This window comes from Streptomyces sp. CLCI03 (genome assembly GCF_053615355.1).
Genome location: NZ_CM132132.1, coordinates 3,322,575 through 3,343,358 on the forward strand (window position 1 = coordinate 3,322,575; position 20,784 = coordinate 3,343,358).

20 protein-coding genes are annotated in these 20,784 nt (G+C 69.3%); 8 read left to right on the forward strand and 12 right to left on the reverse strand.

All coding sequences use genetic code 11. The features are described from left to right. Positions 1-61 precede the first annotated feature (61 nt). Positions 62-2,584, reverse strand: coding sequence for a DNA helicase PcrA (gene pcrA / locus ACWG52_RS15105; protein ID WP_033219510.1), 2,523 nt, complete (start codon positions 2,582-2,584; stop codon positions 62-64). After that, positions 2,568-2,918 carry an ArsR/SmtB family transcription factor gene (locus ACWG52_RS15110; protein WP_389807702.1) on the reverse strand — a complete coding sequence of 117 codons (351 nt, stop codon included), beginning with the start codon at positions 2,916-2,918 and terminating at the stop codon, positions 2,568-2,570. Before ACWG52_RS15110 ends, pcrA begins: the two co-directional genes overlap by 17 nt. A 147-nt stretch (positions 2,919-3,065) precedes the next feature. On the opposite strand from ACWG52_RS15110, the gene ACWG52_RS15115 reads away from it, so the two are divergent. Together ACWG52_RS15115 and ACWG52_RS15120 are read left to right on the forward strand one after the other, a co-directional pair. Beyond that, on the forward strand, positions 3,066-3,419 hold the full coding sequence (locus ACWG52_RS15115; RefSeq protein WP_453128909.1) for a hypothetical protein: 354 nt from the start codon (positions 3,066-3,068) through the stop codon (positions 3,417-3,419). Between the two features lie 143 nt (positions 3,420-3,562). Continuing rightward, positions 3,563-4,633: a C40 family peptidase gene (locus tag ACWG52_RS15120; RefSeq protein ID WP_389807704.1), complete on the forward strand. Its 1,071-nt coding sequence runs from the start codon at positions 3,563-3,565 to the stop codon at positions 4,631-4,633. Between the two features lie 5 nt (positions 4,634-4,638). Here ACWG52_RS15120 and ACWG52_RS15125 read toward each other — a convergent pair whose 3' ends face one another. The 4 genes from ACWG52_RS15125 to ACWG52_RS15140 form a co-directional block, all read right to left on the reverse strand. Next, positions 4,639-5,010: a hypothetical protein gene (locus tag ACWG52_RS15125; RefSeq protein WP_389807706.1), complete on the reverse strand. Its 372-nt coding sequence runs from the start codon at positions 5,008-5,010 to the stop codon at positions 4,639-4,641. Positions 5,011-5,158: 148 nt separating this feature from the next. Next, positions 5,159-6,262 carry an alpha/beta hydrolase gene (locus tag ACWG52_RS15130; protein ID WP_389807708.1) on the reverse strand — a complete coding sequence of 368 codons (1,104 nt, stop codon included), beginning with the start codon at positions 6,260-6,262 and terminating at the stop codon, positions 5,159-5,161. A 92-nt stretch (positions 6,263-6,354) separates the two neighbouring features. Then, the gene (locus ACWG52_RS15135) at positions 6,355-7,053 is read right to left on the reverse strand and encodes a LuxR C-terminal-related transcriptional regulator (protein ID WP_033219501.1); all 699 of its coding nucleotides are present in this window, start codon (positions 7,051-7,053) and stop codon (positions 6,355-6,357) included. After that, positions 7,050-8,345, reverse strand: a complete 1,296-nt coding sequence (locus ACWG52_RS15140) for an ATP-binding protein (RefSeq protein ID WP_033219500.1) — start codon at positions 8,343-8,345, stop codon at positions 7,050-7,052. Before ACWG52_RS15140 ends, ACWG52_RS15135 begins: the two co-directional genes overlap by 4 nt. A 131-nt stretch (positions 8,346-8,476) precedes the next feature. Between ACWG52_RS15140 and ACWG52_RS15145 the strand changes: the two genes are divergently transcribed. The 6 genes from ACWG52_RS15145 (at position 8,477) to ACWG52_RS15170 (ending at position 14,359) form a co-directional block, all read left to right on the forward strand. Next, a complete protein-coding gene (locus ACWG52_RS15145; protein ID WP_389807711.1) occupies positions 8,477-9,802 on the forward strand; it encodes a PspC domain-containing protein in 1,326 nt (441 codons plus the stop codon). Continuing rightward, entirely contained in the window at positions 9,789-10,013 is a 225-nt protein-coding gene (locus tag ACWG52_RS15150) for a hypothetical protein (RefSeq protein ID WP_033219496.1), read from the forward strand. Before ACWG52_RS15145 ends, ACWG52_RS15150 begins: the two co-directional genes overlap by 14 nt. 82 nt (positions 10,014-10,095) lie before the next feature. Further along, the gene (locus tag ACWG52_RS15155; RefSeq protein ID WP_389807714.1) at positions 10,096-11,643 is read left to right on the forward strand and encodes a recombinase family protein; all 1,548 of its coding nucleotides are present in this window, start codon (positions 10,096-10,098) and stop codon (positions 11,641-11,643) included. Positions 11,644-12,044: 401 nt separating this feature from the next. Further along, positions 12,045-12,632 (forward strand): recombinase family protein, encoded by a 588-nt coding sequence (locus ACWG52_RS15160; protein ID WP_314248246.1) that lies wholly within the window; start codon positions 12,045-12,047, stop codon positions 12,630-12,632. Between the two features lie 546 nt (positions 12,633-13,178). Beyond that, positions 13,179-13,889, forward strand: a complete 711-nt coding sequence (locus tag ACWG52_RS15165; RefSeq protein WP_314248418.1) for a helix-turn-helix domain-containing protein — start codon at positions 13,179-13,181, stop codon at positions 13,887-13,889. Further along, a complete protein-coding gene (locus ACWG52_RS15170; protein ID WP_389807716.1) occupies positions 13,889-14,359 on the forward strand; it encodes an NUDIX domain-containing protein in 471 nt (156 codons plus the stop codon). The genes ACWG52_RS15165 and ACWG52_RS15170 overlap by 1 nt, the downstream gene beginning before the upstream one ends. A gap of 1 nt (position 14,360) precedes the next feature. On the opposite strand, the gene ACWG52_RS15175 is transcribed toward ACWG52_RS15170, so the two are convergent. From ACWG52_RS15175 to ACWG52_RS15200, 6 genes are all read right to left on the reverse strand, one after another. After that, positions 14,361-14,882, reverse strand: coding sequence for a TQO small subunit DoxD (locus tag ACWG52_RS15175; RefSeq protein WP_389807719.1), 522 nt, complete (start codon positions 14,880-14,882; stop codon positions 14,361-14,363). A gap of 18 nt (positions 14,883-14,900) precedes the next feature. Further along, positions 14,901-16,157, reverse strand: coding sequence for a hypothetical protein (locus tag ACWG52_RS15180; RefSeq protein WP_389807722.1), 1,257 nt, complete (start codon positions 16,155-16,157; stop codon positions 14,901-14,903). Between the two features lie 102 nt (positions 16,158-16,259). Next, entirely contained in the window at positions 16,260-17,021 is a 762-nt protein-coding gene (locus tag ACWG52_RS15185) for a class II aldolase/adducin family protein (RefSeq protein ID WP_033219490.1), read from the reverse strand. 145 nt (positions 17,022-17,166) lie between these two features. Continuing rightward, complete coding sequence (gene guaA / locus ACWG52_RS15190) at positions 17,167-18,759, reverse strand: glutamine-hydrolyzing GMP synthase (protein WP_389807726.1); 1,593 nt, start codon at positions 18,757-18,759, stop codon at positions 17,167-17,169. A gap of 82 nt (positions 18,760-18,841) precedes the next feature. After that, complete coding sequence (locus ACWG52_RS15195) at positions 18,842-19,693, reverse strand: helix-turn-helix domain-containing protein (RefSeq protein WP_389807729.1); 852 nt, start codon at positions 19,691-19,693, stop codon at positions 18,842-18,844. 13 nt (positions 19,694-19,706) lie between these two features. Further along, positions 19,707-20,465 carry a DUF6879 family protein gene (locus tag ACWG52_RS15200; protein WP_389807731.1) on the reverse strand — a complete coding sequence of 253 codons (759 nt, stop codon included), beginning with the start codon at positions 20,463-20,465 and terminating at the stop codon, positions 19,707-19,709. Positions 20,466-20,784 lie beyond the last annotated feature (319 nt).

A 20,784-nucleotide genomic window follows, 5' to 3' on the forward strand; every position in this document is an offset into this window, starting at 1 on the left:
CGCACCCCACAAGCTGATCCGAGCGCCGCGCGGCCCGAAGGCCGCGCGGTCGCCCGTCGTTCTAGAGCTTCTGCACCGGCGCGTAACGCAGCAGCAGCCGCTTGGGCTTGTCGTCCCCGAAGTCGATGGTGGCCTGCGCGTCCGCGCCCGCTCCCTTGACCTCCATGACGGTGCCGAGCCCGAACTGGTCGTGCGTGACCCGGTCCCCGACCACCAGGGCGATGACCGGCTTGTCGGCGGCCCGACGCGTGGCGAATCCTGACGGCCCCGACTTCGTACGCGACGAGGACAGGAACGCCTCCGGCGAGGTGCCGAACGTCGCCTTGCCCGATCCGGACGACGACGACCCGTACCCCGAGCTGCGCATCGGACCCGCCGGCTTCTGCGTGGCGCCCGTCCGCTTCCACTGGAGGTACTCGGCCGGAATCTCCTCCAGGAACCGCGACGGCGGGTTGTACGAGGGCGTGCCCCACGCGCTGCGCATGCTGGAGCGGGTCAGGTACAGCCGCTCGCGCGCCCGCGTGATGCCCACGTAGGCGAGGCGGCGCTCCTCCTCCAGCTCCTTGGTCTGACCCAGCGCCCGCATGTGCGGGAAGACCCCGTCCTCCATGCCGGTCAGGAAGACCACGGGGAATTCGAGGCCCTTGGCGGTGTGCAGGGTCATCAGCGTGATGACGCCCGTGCCCTCGGTGTCCTCGTCCGGGATCTGGTCGGAGTCCGCGACGAGCGCGACCTGCTCCAGGAACTCGGCCAGGGTGCCGGACCCGGGAGCCGGGGCCCCGGTCTCGGCGGCCTCGGCCGCCGCGGCCTCGCGGGCCTGCTCGAACTCCAGCGCCACGGCCGCGAGCTCCTGCAGGTTCTCGATGCGCGTCTCGTCCTGCGGGTCGGTCGACGCCTGGAGTTCGGCGAGGTATCCCGTGCGCTCCAGCACCGCTTCCAGCACCACCGCCGGGCCGGCGCCCGAGTCGACGATCGTGCGCAGTTCCTCCATCAGCACGTTGAACCGCTTCACCGCGTTGGTGGAGCGTGCCGCCATGCCGAAGGCCTCGTCCACGCGGCGCAGGGCCTGCGGGAAGGTGATCTTCTCGCGCAGCGCGAGGGCGTCGATCATCGCCTCGGCGCGTTCGCCGATGCCGCGCTTGGGCACGTTCAGGATGCGGCGGAGCGGGACGTTGTCCTCGGGGTTCGCCAGGACGCGCAGGTACGCGAGGACGTCGCGGACCTCCTTGCGCTCGTAGAAGCGCACGCCGCCGACGACCTTGTAGGGCAGTCCGACCCGGATGAAGATCTCCTCGAACACGCGGGACTGCGCGTTGGTCCGGTAGAAGATCGCGACGTCGCCCGCCTTGGCGTCGCCCGCGTCGGTGAGCCGGTCGATCTCGTCGGCGACGAACTGGGCCTCGTCGTGCTCGGTGTCAGCGACGTAGCCGGTGATGACGGCGCCGGTGCCGGCCTCGGTCCACAGGTTCTTCGCGCGGCGGTTCTCGTTGCGCTCGATGACCGCGTTGGCCGCGGAGAGGATCGTCTGCGTGGAGCGGTAGTTCTGCTCCAGCAGGATCGTCGTCGCGTCCTTGTAGTCCTCCTCGAACTGGAGGATGTTGCGGATGGTCGCGCCGCGGAAGGCGTAGATCGACTGGTCGGCGTCACCCACCACGCACAGCTCGGCCGGGGGCAGGTCGGGGTAGCCGGTGCCCACCAGCTCACGCACCAGCGTGTACTGCGCGTGGTTGGTGTCCTGGTACTCGTCGACGAGGACGTGCCGGAAGCGGCGCCGGTAGTGCTCGGCGACGTCCGGGAACGCCTGGAGCAGGTGGACCGTGGTCATGATGATGTCGTCGAAGTCGAGGGCGTTGGCCTCGCGCAGCCGCCCCTGGTACATCGCGTACGCCTGGGCCAGGGTCTTCTCGAAGCCGTCCACGGCCTGGTCGGCGAAGGCTTCCTCGTCGATCAGCTCGTTCTTCAGGTTCGAGATCTTGGCGTTGAAGGCCTTCGGCGGGAACTTCTTCGGGTCCAGGTCCAGGTCGCGGCAGACGAGCGCCATCAGGCGCTTCGAGTCGGCCGCGTCGTAGATCGAGAACGAGGACGTGAAGCCGAGCCGCTTGGACTCGCGGCGCAGGATGCGCACGCACGCGCTGTGGAAGGTGGAGACCCACATGGCGTTCGCGCGCGGGCCGACCAGGCCCTCGACGCGCTCCTTCATCTCACCGGCGGCCTTGTTGGTGAAGGTGATCGCCAGGATCTGGCCGGGGTGGACGTTCCGCGCGGACAGCAGGTGTCCGATGCGGTGGGTCAGCACCCGGGTCTTGCCGGAGCCGGCGCCGGCCACGATGAGCAGCGGGGTGCCCGCGTGCACCACGGCCGCGCGCTGCTCCTCGTTGAGCCCGTCCAGGAGCGTCGCCGGGTCGATGACGGGCCTGGGGGCGCCGTCCCGGTAGTACGCGTCCCCGCTCATGGGTACGTCGAACCGCCCCCCGAAGAGATCGTCCGCGCCCGCTTCGGGGGCGGCGTGATCCTCGGGCGGCGGCGGGACCTCGTCGGAGGGGGTGAGGTCCGCCAGGAAACTGTCGTCAAAGAGGCTGCTCATCGCATTCCGAGTCTAGGGGGCGGGACCGACAGGCCAGCACGAGTTCGAGCAGACCGGGAAAACGGAGCTCCAGGTCCTCGCGGCGCAGTGCGAGGAAGAGCTTGCGGCCCTGGGGGCGCCGGCGGACGATCCCGCTCTCGCTCAGCGTCTTGAGGTGGTGCGTGACGCTGGAGCGGGGCAGGTCGGGGACGACCTCGCCGCAGCACGCCTCCTCGCCGGAGGCCAGCTTGCGGACGATCTCCAGCCGGACGGGGTGCCCGAGGGCCGCCAGCACCTCGACCAGCTCGATGCGGTCGGCGGCGGGGTGGGTCGGCTCGGCGGCGGCAGCAGGCATGACCCCACTGTACGCAGATCTCGTACGGACATCGTCGAACCGTTCGAGATTCTCGAACGATCAACGCCCCGGGGAGCGGCCGGAGGTCGTCACGGCAGGGCCGACCCGCTTCCTCCGCCGACCGGGCCGCCTCGTACGCTCGGCGCCATGGACGTACTCATCAGTGTCTTCGTCGGCCTGCACATCATCGGGATCGCCGCGCTTCTCGGTGGCTTCCTGACCCAGATGAAGGCGATGAGCGCGGGCACCGCCCGATTCACGCCCGCCATGCTGCACGGCGCGCTCACCATGCTCGTCACCGGCGTCCCCCTGGTCGGCTTCAACCAGATGGACGGGACCCCCGTCAACAACGTCAAGGTCGGCGTGAAGCTCGCGCTCCTCTTCGTCATCCTGTGCCTCGTCTACGTCAAGCGCGACGAGGAGCACGTGGACAAGGCGCTGTTCGGGGCGGTGGGCGGGCTGACCGTGATCAACATCTTCATCGCCCTTCTCTGGCACTGACCCGCACCGGAACGATCCGCTCCGGTCCTCGGCGGCCGACTCCGATCGTATCGAGACACTTACGATCATCTCGTCATCCGCCCGTTACCTTCGGGTCTAGCGTCCTCCTCCAGGCACCGACAGAGGAAGGACGTGAGGCCCGCGTGGCCAGTCATCGAAAGCCCAGGCAGCGCCCGCTCTCCGGCGGCCCGGTACGGACGACCGCCGCCACCCTCGCCCTCGCGGGCGCTGCCACCGCCACCGCCTTCGAAGGCACCTCCCAGGCCGACCCCCGGCCCACCCCCGCCCAGGTCAAGTCGGAGGTGGACCGGCTCTACCAGGAGGCCGAGGCGGCGACCGAGCAGTACAACGGGGCGAAGGAACAGGCGGACGAGGCCGAACGCGCGCTGACCGGGCTGCGCGAGGAGACCGCCCGCAAGACCGATCAGCTCAACACCGCCCGCAGCGCGCTCGGCACGCTCGCGGCCTCCCAGTACCGCAGCGGGTCCCTGGGCACCGCCGTCCAGCTCGCGATGGCCTCCGACCCGCAGGAGTACCTCTCCCAGGCCGCGTTCATCGCCCGCGCCGGGGACCGCAACGCCGCCGGGATCACCACCGTGCGCCGCCGGCTCGACGAGGTCGGCAAGCTCCGCGAGCAGGCCTCCGGGCGACTCGCCGACCTCCGCTCCCGGCAGCGGGAACTCGCCTCGCACAAGGCCGTGATCGAGGAGAAGCTCACCGCCGCCAAGAACATGCTGGCCCGGCTCACCGCCGAGGAGCGGGCCGCCTACGAGGCCGGGTCGCCCGGCGGATCGGCCACCGCACCCGCGGGATCCACCGGATCCGCCGCCTCCACGGGCAGCACGCCCCCGCCCCCGTCCGACGGTTCGCGCGCGGCCCGCGCCGTGGCCTTCGCGTACAGCGCGATCGGCAAGCCGTACGTCTGGGGCGCGACGGGCCCGGGGTCCTTCGACTGCTCCGGCCTGACACAGGCGGCCTGGCGCTCGGCCGGGGTCTCCCTGCCCCGCACCACCTACACCCAGATCAACGCCGGCCGACGCGTGTCCCGCGACCAGCTGGCCCCCGGCGACCTGGTGTTCTTCTACTCCGGGGTGACCCACGTCGGCCTCTACATCGGCAACGGTCAGATGATCCACGCCCCGCGCCCCGGATCCACGGTCCGGTTGGCGCCGATCGACTCGATGCCCTGGGCCGGCGCCTCCCGCCCCGCGTAGTCCCCTCAGCCGCGGGCGCAGTACCCACAGGTCCCGCGCCGGCGGAGGTAGTAGCCGAGGGTGACGCCGCCACCCACCGGGCGGCTGCGTGCCATGAGCACTCCGCGGACCGCCCCCGCGAGACCGAGCGCGGCAATGATCGGGCCGACGACCGCGGCCGGGCTCGGTTCGAGGACGGATCCCGTCGAGCGGTCCTCGGGGACCGGCCCGAAGGGGTAACCGGCGCCGCCCAAGGCCCAGTACAGCCCGGCCAGTCCGTGGACGAGGGACCAGGCGGCCGCCGCGTACGGGGCCCAGCGGGGCCAACCCGACCACCATCGGCGGCGCACCGCCACCACCTGGTCCTGCTCGTTCGCGCTGCTCACCGCGTGTGCCATGACCCTGATCCCCCTCGGATTCGTCGTGGGACCAGACTCCCGGCCGACCGGGACCGGGCACATCGGCCGACCGGCAGAGATCGGCGGCGGGCTCCGCGGGAGCCGTCTGCCGATCGGCGGAGGCGGGGCCCGGCGGGAAGGACACCCCCTACGGGGCCTTGACCACGCCGCTCAGCCAGCCGAAGGTCTGCGGCAGCTGCTTGGACCAGGATTCGAGGTTGTGTCCGCCGACGACCTTCTCCGCGTGGACCGTGGTCGGGCTCTTGGCGATCGCCTTGAGGTCCAGGCCGGACAGGTAGCCGTCCTGCTCGGCCCCCGACATCCACAGCGCCACCGGCGGCGGGGTGGGCGTGGCCTGGAGCAGGTGCTTCAGGTTGTGCGTGCGACGCAGTTCGGGGTCCTTGGCGACCAGGGACGAGGGCTCCTGCCCCGGGTCGTTGTAGCCGGACAGGGAGACGGCCGCGCTGTAGCGGTCGGGGTGGGCGATGGCGAGCTTGGCGGCGCAGTACGCGCCGGCCGAGTAGCCGGCCACGCCCCAGGTGCGGGCCTCGTCCGAGGCCCGGAAGTTGTCGACGACCATCTTGCGGACGTCGACGCTGAACCAGCTGTCCGCGTTGACCTTGCCGGGGAGGTTGGCGCAGCCGGTGTCGCCGTTGCCGAGCAGCATGGCGCGCGGCGAGACCAGGATGAACGGTTGGACCTTGCCGCTCTTCATCAGCGGCTCCAGCACCTCGTGCACCTTGAGCCCCTGGAACCAGGACTTCCCGGTCCCCGGTATGCCCGGTATCAGCTCGACCACCGGGAACTTCTTGTCCTTGTACGCCGGGTCGTCGTACTGCGGCGGCAGCCACACCATGACGTCGCCCTTGACCCCGGAGATCTTGCCGTCGAGCTCGGTCTTCTGCACGCGCCCGCCGACCCCCTCCACCGGCTGGAACTGCTGCTTGACCTTCGGCGCCTCTTCGACCTTCTTGCCGCCGAGTCCGTCCGGACCGAGGTCGGGGGCGGCCGTGACGTACTTGCCGGTGCCGAGCAGGTCGCTCCACGAGGCATAGAAGTGTTCGGCCCGGTTGACCGCGACGAACACCAGGGCGACGGCTGTGACCTGGGCGAACACCACCATCAGCACGCGTACGGCGGCGCGTACGGCGGCCGGGCCGCGCACCTTGCTCCACACGGCCAGCGGAAGGACGACGGCGATCACCGTCAGGGCGATCACCGTCGCGAAGAAGGGTGTACCGGTCAAGCTCATCACGCCACCCTAGAGGGCCGCGGGCGCGCTCCCGGTTGCCGGGTCGACCTGCGGCGTGGGTCACACCGCAGGTCAGACCCCGGGCGCCGGACTCAGACCAGGCGGCGGGCCGTCGCCCAGCGGGTCAGCTCGTGCCGGTTGGAGAGCTGGAGCTTGCGCAGGACGGCGGAGACGTGCGATTCCACGGTCTTCACCGAGATGAAGAGCTGCTTGGCGATCTCCTTGTACGCGTACCCGCGCGCGATCAGCCGCAGCACCTCGCGCTCGCGCTGCGTGAGCCGGTCCAGGTCCTCGTCGACCGGCGGTGCGTCCGTCGAGGCGAACGCGTCGAGCACGAAGCCCGCCAGCCGCGGCGAGAACACCGCGTCCCCGTCCTGCACCCGGAAGACCGAGTCCACCAGGTCGGTGCCGGTGATGGTCTTGGTGACGTACCCGCGCGCACCGCCCCGGATGACCCCGATGACGTCCTCGGCCGCGTCCGACACCGACAGCGCCAGGAACCGCACCGGGTTCTCGGCCGCCGCCATCAGCGGGGCGCAGCGCCGCAGTACCTCGACGCCGCCCCCGCCGGGCAGGTGCACGTCGAGCAGGACCACCTCGGGCCGGGTGGCGGTGATGACGGTGACGGCCTGGTCGACGTCGGCCGCCTCGCCGACGACCTCGACGCCCGTCCGCTCGGTCTCGCCGATCTCGGCCTGCACTCCCGTACGGAACATCCTGTGGTCGTCGACGAGCACCACCCGGACACGCCTGGTCTCCCCCACGCCTGCGTTCTCTCCCGCCTCGGTCATGCTGTGTTCGCCGCCCTCTCCATCTCCAGCTCGACTTCCGTGCCGCCGTCGGGCGCGGACCGCAGCCGTGCGGTCCCGCCGTTGCGCTGCATCCGGCCGATGATCGATTCTCGTACGCCCATGCGGTCGCCGGGTACCGCGTCGATGTCGAAGCCCGGTCCCCGGTCCCGTACGGACACGAACACCGTCTGCCCCTCGACCTCCGCGTACACCTGTACGGGTCCGCCCTCGCCACCGTACTTGGCGGCGTTGACCATGGCCTCGCGCGCGGCCTGTATCTGTGCCGCCAGCCGCTCGTCGAGCGGGCAGTCCCCGACCACCACGACCTCGATCGGGACGCCGTGGTGGTCCTCCACCTCGGCGGCGGTCTTCTTCACGGCCTCCGCGAGGGTGGCCGGCTCCTCCGCCTCGTCCTTGCCGGTGCCCTCGGGCTTGTAGAGCCAGTTCCGCAGTTCTCGTTCCTGCGCCCGCGCGAGGCGGCGTACCTCGGAGACGTCCTCCGCGTTGCGCTGGATCAGGGTGAGGGTGTGCAGGACCGAGTCGTGCACGTGGGCGGCGACCTCGGCGCGCTCCTGGGCACGGATGCGCATCAGGCGTTCCTCGGACAGGTCCTGGGTCATCCGGATCAGCCAGGGTCCGGCGAGCAGGGCCACGCCGACGAGGACGGCGAGGGTGGCGGTGAGGACGTTGCCGAGCTGGGCGGCGGAGCCCCGGACGACGATGAAGACGGTCAGGCCCACCCCGACCAGGGCGACGCCGGCCAGCGCCCGCGCCACCTGGAAGAGCCGTCCGTGCCGTCCGGCGGCCGTCGACCAGTGGGCGCGGCGGGCGTTGTCGGCCTGCCGCCATACGAGCACCACCCCGGCCCCGACCAGCAGCGTCGGCCATACGTACCGGCCGGACGCGCCACCGAGCTGGACCTTGGAGATGAAGATGCCCGCGCCGATGAACAGGGCGATCAGCGCGGTGATCTGCCCGCGGTCGGGCTTGCGCAGTCGGCGGGTGCCGTCGGGGAGGGACTCGAAGAAGGAACGGTGCCCGGTCCGGCCGCCGACGCCGAGCGGTACGAAGACCCAGAACGCCGCGTACAGCAGCACGCCCAGCCCGTCGCCCCACATGAACAGCAGGAGGAACGCCAGTCGGACCCAGCCCACCGGAAGCCCGAGGTGCCCGGCCAGACCGCGCGCGACACCGCCGAGCATCCGGCCGTCGGCGCTGCGGTAGAGCTTGCGCTGCGGCACCTCGTCGGCGTCCGGTGCGTGCGGGGTACGGGGAGCGGCGGCTACGGGCATGTCACCAAGGGTCACACGCCCGGCGGGGACCGGTCATCAGGGCATCCCCCCACTTCCACCGGGGGGATATCAGGGTTGCACCAGGGTAGGGCCGGATGCCACGCCCTGCGGCGGGCCGTCACCATGGACCCATGACCGAAGTACACGACGCCCCGCCGGCAGGGCCCGGAGCCCCACGGGCCGCCGACCCCAGGCCGCCCCTGCGCCGGAGCAAGCGCGACAAGGTCCTCGCGGGCGTGTGCGGCGGCCTCGGCCGGTACTTCGACCTGGACCCGGTGGTCTTCCGCATCGTCCTCGGAGTCCTCGCCATCACCGGCGGCGTCGGTCTGATCTTCTACGGCTTCGCGTGGCTGCTGCTCCCCCAGGACGGCGAGGAGGACAGCGAGGCGAAGAAGCTGCTGACCGGCCGGGTGGAGGGGGCCACTCTGGCGGCCGTGTTCGCCGCGCTCGTGGGCTGTGCGCTGTTCCTGTCGATGCTGGACAACGGCGGGCTGGCGGCCTTCTCGGTGCTGGTCGTGCTCGCGCTGGGCGGGGCCTCGTACTGGTCGCAGCGCAAGCGCCACACCGGGCCCGAGGCGCAGGCGCCCGACCCGGCCGGCGGAGCCCCCCGCGCCGCGCACTCGCCGGCTCCGCCGGAGACGCAGGCGCCGCCCGCTCCCGGCGGCCCGTCCTGGTGGCGGGACCCGCTGGTCAAGGACGGTACGACCGGCCCGGTCGGCGGGACGGGATATCTGTGGGGGCCCGACGACACCGAGGATCCGGAGGTGTTCGGCCGCCGCACCCCGGAGGCGGCCGCGAAGGCGCCCGTCGCCCCGGCCCGCCCGCGCGGCGGCATCGGCGGCCGGGTCTTCGTGCTGGCGCTGCTGGCCGGGATCGCGGGGACGGCGGCCACCTGGGAGGGCAACCCGCTCGGCGAGGCCCTGCAGACCGGGCTCGCCGCGGCGCTGATCGTCTTCGGTCTGGGCCTCGCGGTCAGCTCCCTGCTGGGACGTACCGGGTTCGGCACGATCGTGCTGGCCGTGTTCACCGCGGGGCTGCTCGCGGGCGCGGCCGTACTGCCCAGGGAGATCGGCACGGACTGGCAGCGGGTGGAGTGGCGGCCGGCCGCGGTGGCCGACGTCCGGCCCGTGTACGAGGCGGGCACGGGGCTCGCCACCTTGGACCTGAGCCGGCTGGACGTGCCGAAGGGCACCACGGTGGCCGTCACGGCCTCGATCGAGGCGGGCCGGCTCAAGGTGGTCCTGCCCCGGGAGGTCACCGCGCAGGCCGATGTCACCATCCGGCGTGCGGGCGACGTGCAGATGCCCGGGGACCGCGCGGACCGGATCGAGCGGATCGGCGAGCAGCACCGTACGCAGACCCTCGCGCCGGCTGCCGGCACGGAGGCCGGCGGGACGATCGAACTGCACCTCGGTGCGGACTTCGGACAGGTGGAGGTGGCCCGTGCGGCGTCATGAGTTCCAGCCGGGACGGCTGATCGCGGGGCTGGCCCTGGTGGTGGCGGGCGTGCTCCACCTGGTCGGTACCACCGGTGAGGCGGACCTGCCCTGGTTCGCGGTCATCCCGATCACCATGGGCGGGCTCACCCTCGCCGCGCTGGTCGGGCTGGTGACCTATGCCGTACGCCGGGACAGGCGCGACCGGATCACCGAGTCCAGCGACAGGTAGGGCGCTCCGGCGAGGATCAGCGGGGTCCACGCCATCATGTAGATCAGGTCACTGGCGTACTGCTGTTGTAGGGTGCCTTGCCATGAAGCCTGTGCGTGTACTGATCGCCCTCAGGATCAGCAACGAGACCGACGCATCCACTTCGCTGGAGCGCCAGCTCCAGGACTGCATGGCCTACGTAGCCGAGCGACAGCACCTCGGATGGCAGGTTGTGGGCGTAGCCAAAGACGCCCACATCTCCGCCACCAAGTCTCATCCATTCGAGAGACCACAGCTCGGGGAATGGCTGAACAATCGGGCACCAGAATTCGATCTGTTGCTTTTCTGGAAGATGGACAGATTCGTCCGCAAAGTCGTCGACATGCAAGACATGATCAAATGGGCGACCACTCACGGCGGAAAGTTCTTGGTTTCAGCCAAGGAACCTGTACTCGATATGGTCGGCCCATTTCGGCACGTCATCATCGACTTGTTCGCGGCCATCGCCGAGACCGAAGCGCAGAACATCTCGATGCGGGTCAAGTCCTTCCAGAGCTATGCCAAATCCAAGGATGTCTGGGCCAAGGGAAAGCCGCCCTACGGTTACGAATCCTTCCGCGACACCGACGGAGCAATGAGACTCCGAGTGCGCGAGAATCAGAAGGAAGTCATTCGGGAGATGTACAAGCGAGTGGTCGGGGGCGGGGAACCCTACTCGGCCATCTGTGACGACTTCAACGCCAGAGGGATTCCGTCTCCCGGAGGCGAGCGGATGTCCAATCGCCGTAAGAACAATGGCGATCCACTGCCGATCTGGCGGAGCCGCACTCTCACAACCATTCTGAGGTCCGAAACCATCCTCGGCTGGAAGTGTGAGGAAGTGAAGGTTCCCGGAAAGCAGTACGGAGCATCCCAACCGATCCTTACCCCTGAGGGCAAGATTCGGATGGCAGACCCGATTCTCACCGACGAGGAATGGACGAAGCTCCAGGATGAGATGAACGGGCGCCCCAGTGCCGGCCGCCGCTCCACAAAGAACACGACGGCATACCGTGGCGTCGTCCTCTGCGGCGGCTGCGGCGGGAACCTGTACCTCTTCAATCCGGAGAGGCAGCAGGGAAAGCCTGTCTACCGCTGCAACAAGTCGGCCAACCGGGAGTCCTGCGGCAAGGGCTACGCCTTCCGGGCCGAGAAGGTAAGGGAAACCGTAGAGACCATGGTGCTGGGAGTCATCGGAGACTTTCCCATGTACGAACGTCACTACGTCAAGGGCTCGAACAATGCCCAGCGACTCCAGGAGATCGAGGAGTATGTAACTGGACTCCAGAGGTCCATCCGCCCTGGAGGCAAGAACTCCTCAGGCTTCGCCAAGAAGTCCACCGAGGAAGAGATTGCAGCCCTCTACGAGGAACACGACTCCCTGACGACCGAGGGGGACAAGCCGGACAGGTACGAATACCGGGACACCGGGGAGACCTTCCGCCACATGTGGGCGCGGAACGAAGGCAACGCCGCCGAGAGGACACGCCACCTACTCAAGGCAGGAATCAGCGTCCGCTTGAACCCGCTCGTCAAGGGAGTCTCCAACACCATCGACTTCGGCGCAGAGGTGGATCTGGGCAACCTGAGCCAGCCATTCACTATCCACTGAGAAATAGCTGGGCCCCGGAGGGGCCCTCTACCAGCAGGTAGCAGATATAGAGAACCCCTCAAGATAGATGTACGTGTCCTGTGAGGGATTCTCGGACGGAACCCAAGGAAACTGAGATCAGGGTCACACCACCAAGACTTCACGCCATTCTCAGGAAACCCGTACAGGATGAACGGAAGGCGCCCCGGCGGTCCACAGGGAGGTGTTCGCCAAGTGTTACCCCGGGCAGATCTCAGCCCGGAGGGCCCGCCTGACGGCCACCGAAGGGCGTCTCAAAAACCATGGTTACCGGGACCTGTCGACGATGGCCGCCAAGGAGTCTCTGAGGATGTTCAAAAACCCGTCTCGAAACATGAACCAACCCCTTGATGTTCTGAGACGAGTTATGCGACTGTCTCCGCATGACGACGCCCGGTACGACAACAGGCCACCTGATCGGATACGCCAGGGTCTCGACCGATGCCCAGGAGGCACAGCTACAACTTGATGCGTTGGAAGCTGCGGGATGCTCTCGGACGTTCATCGACAAGGCGTCAGGGAAGAACGCAGAGCGGCCGGAACTCAAGGCGGCCTTGGACTACCTCAGGGCCGGCGACACGCTCTGCGTGTGGAAGCTGGACCGCTTCGCGCGATCCCTCATCGACCTGGTGGCAATGGTGGACGGGCTCGCAGAACGGGGCATCGGCTTCAAGGTGCTGACTGGCGCACTGGCCAACATCGACCCGAACACGCCGGATGGCCGTCTGATGCTCCAAGTGATCGGAGCCATGGCGGAGTTCGAGCGTTCTCTCATCCGGGAGCGCACCAAGGCCGGGCTGGAAGCGGCCAAGGCCCAGGGACGAACTGGCGGACGCCCCACAGTCATCACTGACGACATGCTCACAGTGGCCAAGGCACGGAAGGGCAAGGGGGAAAGCGTCAGCGCCATCGCCAAGGCCCTTGGAGTCTCACGGGCCACCCTGTACCGCTACCTCGGTGAGAGCGCCTGAGACAGGCTCGCAGGTGTCAACCCGCTCGACCACCCGGGGAGGGACCAGCCACTCACGGCCCCCATGCACAGGTGCCAAAAAGGCCACAGACCGTTTCCGGCGCTCCTGCGGAGGTTCCGATGGGTCCTCATAGTCAGGGATGACGTCACGCAGGATGCCGATCCGTCCGGCCGCATCCTTCACCCTGGAGCCGATGTCCCGCGCCGTGATCACGCCGAGCACTTCTCGTAGTGGCGATAGACCACAACGGGGGCGCCTGGCTGACGCTCGAAGCGGCCACGACGCACCCGCTCAAGGGGTTTGATTTGCTTCAAGCAAGCTGGGCACGTCTCACCCCTGGGCGCGTAAGTCACGTACTCCCACTGGCTTGCGTCTGTATCCGCTGCTGCATGGATCACTACGTCCGGCCCCCTGCTCTCCCTCGCCGAGAGGCTTCATGGTCCGGCCGACAGCCAGGACGGGGGAACCTCGTACATTCCCCACTTTGGGACGTCCTGATGGGGGTAGAACGTCCCTATGGCTGGCAATGAGCGCCTGCGGGCAACGATGACTTCCAGGGGCTGGACACACTCGACTCTTGCTGAAGTCTCTGGAGTCGACCCCAAGAGTGTTGAGCGATGGGTGAACCTCGGGAGAGTGCCCCGGAGGCCAACCGCGATCAAGGCTGCCGAGGCCCTGGGAGAGGACATACACGCACTGTGGCCCGCGTTGAGGCAGGCTCGGTCGGCAAGGGCTGTGAGTCCCGAACTGGTGGCCCTCTACGAGCAGCGGGCAGACCTCCCCGTATCGGTGTTCGTCGACCTTCTCTCGTCAGCTCAAGAGCGCATCGATGTCCTGGTCTATGCGGCCGTCTTCCTGCATGAGGCGTATCCCCGGCTCAATGACCTGCTCAAGGAACGGGCGGCGGCCGGATGCCAAGTACGCATCTGCGTGGGTGACGCCGACTCACAGAACGTTCAGCTCCGAGGCCGGGAGGAGAAGTTCGGACACGGCATTGAGTCACGGTGCCGGCTGGCGCTGCTTCACTACCGATCGCTCGTCGACGTCGTCGGCGTGGAGATCAGGACCCATGGAACGACGCTCTACAACTCGATCTACCGGGCCGACGACCAAGCCCTGGTCAATGCCCATGTGTGGGGCGTGAACGCGTACGGTGCGCCGGTGTGGCACTTACGGCGCGTTGAGGGCGGCTCCATGTTCGACACCTACGTCGAGAGCTTCGAGTCCGTCTGGTCGACGGCCCAGGAGGTCAGCTAGTGGCACGTACTGAGTATTTCGACGATCCGGACGCCCCGGAGCCGAACAGCATGGTTGTGGCGGCCTCTGCCGTGGTGACCGACGACAAGGGCCGCATCTTGCTTCAGAGGCGCTCAGACAGCGGGCTTTGGGCGTTGCCGGGCGGCGGCATGGAAATGACCGACAGCCTGCCCGGAACGGCCGTCCGAGAGGTCAAGGAAGAGACCGGCCTGGACGTGGAGATCACCGGGCTCGTCGGGACGTACACCGACCCCCGCCACGTCATCGCGTACACCGACGGAGAGGTGCGCAGACAGTTCAACGTCTGCTTTCGAGCCCGCCTCGTGGGCGGGACCCTGGCTGTCTCGAACGAGTCTCTGGAGCTCCGCTGGGTGGACCCTGGAGACCTCAGCTCTCTGGACATGCACCACACGCAACAGCTGAGGCTGAGCCACTTCCTAGAGGACCGGGAGACCCCCTACCTCGGGTAGCTCATCCCTCAGACAGTAGAGCCCTCCTCCTGCGCCTGATCAGGGCGTCCAGTGACCAGTAGGGCGCTCCTGCCAGCACGAGCGGGACCCAGCAAAACATGTACGGGAGGTCGTTGCCGTAGTAGTACGGGGTGACCGCCCACGACACCGTGAGCCAGAGGCTGAGCGCGATCAGTGCCCCGCCGACGGCCGCGATCCGGGTCAGCAGGCCGGCCAGGGCTCCGAGGCCGACCAGGATCTCCCCGACGGCCAGGGCCACGGCGAAGCCGACGGGCGAGTTCAGAGCCATGTCCACCAGGGCGGGGATCGCGGAGGTGTCGCGCACCCCGCGCATCAGGTCGCCGATGGAACCGTCCCCGGAGGCGGAGAGGAACGCCGGGTCGGTCAGTTTGTCGATCCCCGCGTACACGAAGGTCACGCCGAGGAAGAGCCGCAGGGGCAGCAGCGCGTGCCGAAAGGCCAGCTCACGCAGGCCTACCGCGGTGGGAGGGGCGTCGGTTTCAAGAACATCGGTTCGGTTCACGGGACATGTGTACCCCGATCACTCGGCAACATCGATGGTGCAGCGGTTGGATTCCACCCCTGCGGCCGTGACCACCTGGATCTCGACGCGCCCCGGCTCCACCTCCGCCGGGACCGGCACGGTCAGCACGGCGTCGGAGGGGTTGGTGAATCCACCCGCCACCGGGACCAACGGCACGTGCACGTGCACCGCCCCGATCCGTACGACCAGACGGGCCAGCATCTCGGGCGTCTGCGCCCCGGGCGGCACGAAGCCCACGCCCCGGATCTCGATGTCGTCCCCGGGACGGACGGCCGCGTCCAGATCCCCGGGCTCCCGTCTGCGCACCACCGACAGCACCAGCGGACGGCTGCCCTCCGCGTACTTCGCCGCCAGGTACACCGCGGCCGACAGCGCCACCAGCAGGGCGAGCGCCCACGGCAGCTGCGGCAGCCGGTCGGGGAAGCGCGCCAGCGAGACCGCCGCATAGCAGAGCACCACGGTCGAGACGAGGACGTACTGGGCGTCGGGGAAGCTCCCGCGGCCGGCGTCGTCCGTCAGCAGGTCCACCCCGCGCGGCCGGTCGGCCGGCAGCTTCTGCAGCCGCTGCCCCATGATCCGTACGCAGACCACCCGGCGCACCAGCACCGCCACGGCCGAGGTCAGCGAGACCACCGCCAGCAGCGGCAGCGCCCGGTCCGGCGCGAGGCCCGCGTACAGCGCCTGCCGCTCGGGGCCGGGCGCGGAGGTGGCCAGCCGCAGCGCGGGCAGCAGCGTGGCGAAGGCCGTCAGCACCACCCAGGCGCTGGGCACCGCCTTGGAGGTGGACAGCCGGTTGTCCTCGCCGACCAGCGGGGCCAGCAGCCCGCCCCGTACGGACTGGGCGCGGGCCGCGACCGTGAGCAGCCCGGCCAGCACCAGGGCGGCGAGCAGCCCGGCGGTGCGCGCCGTGGACCAGCCGGTGCCGAGCGCGGCGGCGACCTGCACCAGCAGCAGGACCCCGGCGGCGATCCAGACGGCGAGGACGGCCCGCCGGGAGAACAGGTACAGCCAGGAGTTGCCGGCCTCCCGGCCCCGGTCGGCGACGGTGCGGGCGGACAGGGTCAGCTCGTCGGAGACCCACTGGCGGGAGGCCCCGAGCGAGTGGGCCACGGCGGCGGGTACGCCTTGCCCGGAGGCGAACTCGTCTCGCTTCTCCAGGAACGCCGTGACCGCGCGTCGGTGGCCCTCGCGGGCGCACTCGTCGCAGGCGCAGGCGGTGGTATGGGTACCTCGGGACATCTCTTGGACAGCCACGTACGTGCCGCCTCTCTGAACTACGGTGCAATGCCAGCGAATTGTGCACCACTGCGGCAGTGCTCCGGATTGCGCACGATGTCAGAGCAGGTGATTAACGGTTCATGATGTTGACGCCAGCAGCTCCCTGAGGGGCTGATAGCTCACCCAGGCGGCCAGATCGGACCCGAACCGCTCGCGTGTCAGGGCCGCGGCCCGGTGGTCGATGGGCACCGGTTTCCCCGCGGCGCGGGCGATCAGCTGCACCTGCGCGGCCCGTTCCGCCTCGATGAACCACCAGACCGCGGCGTCCACGGAGTCCCCCACCGTCAGCAGGCCCCGGTTGCGCAGGACCAGGGCCTTGTACGGGCCGAGCGCCAGCGCGGTGCGTTCCGGCTCGTCGGCCCCGGAGTATTCGTCGAGGAGCGCGTGGTCCTCGTAGAAGGCGCAGGCCTCCTCGGTGATCGGGGCCAGCAGCTCGCCCAGGGCGGCGAGGGCCCGGCCGTACGGGGCCCGCGCGCGGACGACGGCGACGACCTCGGGGCGCCGGCGGTGGACGGCCGCGTGCACCGCGAAGGCCAGCTGGTTGACCCGGCGCCCGCCCGTGACGACCCGCCCGTCCCCATCGACCAGCAGCAGGTCGTCGGCGGTGAGCGCGGTGAAGGCCCGGCCGAAGGGGTTCACCCAGTAGCAGTCCTCGAACTCCGGGTCCCGTGCGGTGATCTGTCCCGCCACCCCGTCCTCGTACCCGAGGCGCCCCAGCAGCCGCAGTGCCTCGGCGAGCCGCTCCTTGCGGTGGGCGCGCGCCGCTTCGGCGGTGTCGTGCACGGGCGGCATCTCGAAGCCCAGCCGCTCCACGGGCACGGGTTCGGGCTGGTCCGGCATGGGCGCTCCTTCGAACGGCTCGGCTCGCCGCGCAAGGTACCCGGGGCCCTGCCAAGTGGCCAGAGGAACGGCGAAGCCGCCGCCCGCGGGTGCGGGACGGCGGCTTCACGGTGATCCGGGTGGGACCGGGTGGGACCGGGTGGGACTACTCCCACTCGATGGTGCCCGGGGGCTTGCTCGTGCAGTCGAGGACCACCCGGTTCACCTCCGGCACCTCGTTGGTGATGCGGGTCGAGATCCGGGCGAGGACCTCGTACGGCATGCGCGTCCAGTCCGCGGTCATCGCGTCCTCGGAGGAGACGGGGCGCAGCACGATCGGGTGGCCGTAGGTCCGGCCGTCGCCCTGGACGCCGACGCTGCGGACGTCCGCGAGCAGGACGACCGGGCACTGCCAGATCTCACGGTCGAGGCCGGCCGCGGTCAGCTCGTGACGGGCGATGGCGTCGGCCTCGCGGAGCAGGTCCAGGCGCTCCTTGGTGACCTCGCCGACGATGCGGATACCGAGGCCGGGGCCCGGGAAGGGCTGGCGCTGGACGATCTCCTCGGGCAGGCCGAGCTCCTGGCCGACCATCCGGACCTCGTCCTTGAACAGCTGGCGCAGCGGTTCGACGAGCTCGAACTCGATGTCGTCGGGGAGGCCGCCCACGTTGTGGTGGGACTTGATGTTGGCGGTGCCGGTGCCGCCGCCGGACTCGACGACGTCCGGGTACAGGGTGCCCTGCACGAGGAAGGCGACCGCGGGGCCGTCCTCCTGGAGGATCTCAAGCTGGGCCTGCTCGAAGACGCGGATGAACTCGCGGCCGATGATCTTCCGCTTGGTCTCCGGGTCGGAGACGCCGGCCAGCGCGGTCAGGAAGCGCTCCTGCGCGTCGACGACCTTCAGCTGCACGCCGGTCGCGGCGACGAAGTCCTTCTCGACCTGCTCGGTCTCGCCCTTGCGCATCAGACCGTGGTCGACGTAGACGCAGGTCAGCTGCGAGCCGATGGCCTTCTGCACGAGGGCCGCGGCGACCGCGGAGTCCACGCCGCCGGAGAGGCCGCAGATGGCGCGCTTGTCGCCGACCTGCTCGCGGATCGCCGCGATCTGCTCCTCGACGATGTTGCCGGTGGTCCAGGTCGGGGCGAGGCCCGCACCGCGGTAGAGGAAGTGCTCCAGGATCTGCTGGCCGTGCGTGGAGTGCATCACCTCGGGGTGGTACTGCACGCCGTACAGCTTCTTCTCGTCGTTCTCGAACGCCGCGACCGGGACGACGTTCGTCGACGCGGTGACGGTGAAGCCCTCGGGGGCGGCGGAGCAGGCGTCGCCGTGGGACATCCACACCGACTGGTTCTCGGGGGTGCCCTCGAAGAGGGTGGAGCCGGCCTTGGAGACGGCCAGCGGGGTGCGGCCGTACTCGCGGGCGCCGGTGTTGTCGACCTGGCCGCCGAGGGTGACCGCCATCAGCTGGAAGCCGTAGCACATGCCGAAGACGGGGACGCCGGCCTCGAACAGGGCGCGGGCGTCGTCCAGGCGCGGGGCGCCCTCCTCGTAGACGGAGGACGGGCCGCCGGAGAGGATGATCGCCTTCGGGTTCTTGGCCAGCATCTCGTCGACGGGCATCGAGCTCGGCACGATCTCGCTGTAGACCCGTGCCTCGCGGACGCGGCGGGCGATGAGCTGGGCGTACTGGGCGCCGAAGTCGACGACGAGAACCGTGTCCGGGGCGCTGTCGTGGGCGGCGGAGGGTGCTTCTGGCACGGGGCGGCCTTCCGGCGGAAGAGGTGGCTGTTCTGTCGATTCTAACGGGGGACGTAGGGCCCTCTTCGTCTCACCATCCGAATCACGGCGCCTCCGCTGCCCGACGTGCCTGGCTGATCACCCGCTGTGCGTCCGCCCCGAAGGCGGCGGATTCGCGAAGGGCCTGCCAGACCCGGAGGTGGGTGGCGACGCTGTCGGTGTCATCCAGCCAGAGCTCCGCGTGCCAGGTTTCCACGACCACCCGCCGGTCGTCGTAGATCCAGAATCCGAGTCCTGGCGGGATCTGCAGGGGTGCTCCAAGGGGAACGATCCCCAGTTCCACGGTGTCCAGGCCGATCACCCCTTGCAGGCGGTCGAGCTGGGCGGCAAGTACCGAGGGCGGGCAGATCCGAGCATGCAGGACCGCTTCCCACAGCAGGATCCGGTAGCGCTTCCCGGAGTCGTACAGTCCCTCTTGCCGTTTCATCCGGGACCGGACGGCTTCTTCGATGTCCTTGGGCGTCTGGTGCAGCTGCGCGAAGCGGCTGAGGACCGCACGCGCGTAATCAGGCGTCTGAAGCACTCCGACGACCCAGGACGACTCCCATGCGCGGAGCACACGCGCGTCCGCCTGCGCCTGGTTGTGCACGTCCTGTACGGGCCGAAGTCCCGCAGCCAGCTGGCGGCGCCACGAGCGGACACGGGACTCCAGTCCGCGCAGCCGGGACAGCAGCTCCTCCGCCGCTTCCGGTTGCTCGACTCCCGCCGCCCACGCCAGCAGATCCTCGGCCGTGGCCGTCTGCCGCCCCGTCTCCAGCTTGCTGACCTTGGACTGTGTCCAGCCGATTCGCGCCGCCAGCGCCGTACCGGTGAGCCGGCTTCCAGGGCAGGCCTCACGCAGCTCCCGCAGCCTTACGCCGAGCGCCGCTCTAGCCTGCTGATAATCCGTGCTCACCGGTCGCACACGCTCACTGCTGCTCGGCTGCCGCCAGTCCTGCGGCGAACGTCTCGTACGGGACTGCGTAGCGCCAGGCCGCATCCCGTACCTGGGCATAACGGTTGACCTCGACCGGTTCGGTGATCAGCTCAACGTCGAGCAGGTTGTCGCCGTCGTCGAAGTTGAGCACGGCGACGAGCCGGGAATCGAAGATCCAGAAATCCTCCGTGGGCAGCCGAAGGCGCTCGGCGTCCTCACGCCACAGATTACGGATTTCCTCGCCGAGCGCGGCGTTCTTCTCGGTGTGGGCCATGAGGTAGCGCTGCCCCGAAGTCGGGTGGCTGTCGACAATGCGTACACGACCAACAGCGGCCCCGTCGGCCGTCTTTTGGCGGATCGTCACGCTCCACGCTGTTTCCATGTCCCATGACGGGCTCTCGCCCCGCAGGAACTGGTCGTACGTGTCCGTGGCTTCGTCAGAGGCGTACCGGCGGCGCGTCTCCAGCCGCCAGGCGGTGTGCTCGAACTTCTCGAACAGCTTCCCGAAGGCCTCCAGGTCGACGATCCGGGGCACGCGGACGACCTCCTTGGGGCCGAAGTCGACGAGCAGCTCACGGGGAACCACGATCGCCACCTCGCCGGGCGAGAGGTGGCGCAGCTGAGCGATGTCACCGGGATCAGTGAGCGGTGGTCCGTGGACGACGACTTCTCCGCTGTCCACATCCTCATGCACGGCGGGACAGCCACCTTCGCCGCTGCCTGTGCCGTTGAAGCGCAACCTGCGTGCCATCAGTCCTGCCCCTTCGTCGCGGGAGCCCTGGCCTCACAGGATGTCGACTGCCACGTAGGAATGTCGATGCATGGCCGACCACAGGCAGAGGAATAATCGAGAATAGTCTCGCCTGGCCCCAACTAACGCTCTTTAGCGTGCCGTTCATGGCACCTCAGACCACCATGAGCCCGCCCGTACATCTGTCACTTCCTTCCGAGGCTCCGAAACCGGCCGCCGGCTGCGACGTGTGCGCGGCACTGGCGAACCAGCGCTCGGAGGCCCACCGCCGGGGCGACCACTCGACCGTGTCGGACTGCAATGTGGAGATCGTCGCTCA

What these genes read in the sequence shown, in the direction of transcription:
- ACWG52_RS15160 (WP_314248246.1), top strand. Translation starts at nt 12,045, where the DNA reads ATGACGACGCCCGGTACGACAACAGGCCACCTGATCGGATACGCCAGG.
- ACWG52_RS15165 (WP_314248418.1), top strand. Translation starts at nt 13,179, where the DNA reads ATGACTTCCAGGGGCTGGACACACTCGACTCTTGCTGAAGTCTCTGGA.
- ACWG52_RS15130 (WP_389807708.1), bottom strand. Translation starts at nt 6,262, where the DNA reads ATGAGCTTGACCGGTACACCCTTCTTCGCGACGGTGATCGCCCTGACG.
- ACWG52_RS15140 (WP_033219500.1), bottom strand. Translation starts at nt 8,345, where the DNA reads ATGCCCGTAGCCGCCGCTCCCCGTACCCCGCACGCACCGGACGCCGAC.
- ACWG52_RS15110 (WP_389807702.1), bottom strand. Translation starts at nt 2,918, where the DNA reads ATGCCTGCTGCCGCCGCCGAGCCGACCCACCCCGCCGCCGACCGCATC.
- ACWG52_RS15125 (WP_389807706.1), bottom strand. Translation starts at nt 5,010, where the DNA reads ATGGCACACGCGGTGAGCAGCGCGAACGAGCAGGACCAGGTGGTGGCG.
- ACWG52_RS15185 (WP_033219490.1), bottom strand. Translation starts at nt 17,021, where the DNA reads ATGCCGGACCAGCCCGAACCCGTGCCCGTGGAGCGGCTGGGCTTCGAG.
- ACWG52_RS15145 (WP_389807711.1), top strand. Translation starts at nt 8,477, where the DNA reads ATGACCGAAGTACACGACGCCCCGCCGGCAGGGCCCGGAGCCCCACGG.
- ACWG52_RS15155 (WP_389807714.1), top strand. Translation starts at nt 10,096, where the DNA reads ATGAAGCCTGTGCGTGTACTGATCGCCCTCAGGATCAGCAACGAGACC.
- ACWG52_RS15135 (WP_033219501.1), bottom strand. Translation starts at nt 7,053, where the DNA reads ATGACCGAGGCGGGAGAGAACGCAGGCGTGGGGGAGACCAGGCGTGTC.
- pcrA (WP_033219510.1), bottom strand. Translation starts at nt 2,584, where the DNA reads ATGAGCAGCCTCTTTGACGACAGTTTCCTGGCGGACCTCACCCCCTCC.
- ACWG52_RS15115 (WP_453128909.1), top strand. Translation starts at nt 3,066, where the DNA reads ATGGACGTACTCATCAGTGTCTTCGTCGGCCTGCACATCATCGGGATC.
- ACWG52_RS15200 (WP_389807731.1), bottom strand. Translation starts at nt 20,465, where the DNA reads ATGGCACGCAGGTTGCGCTTCAACGGCACAGGCAGCGGCGAAGGTGGC.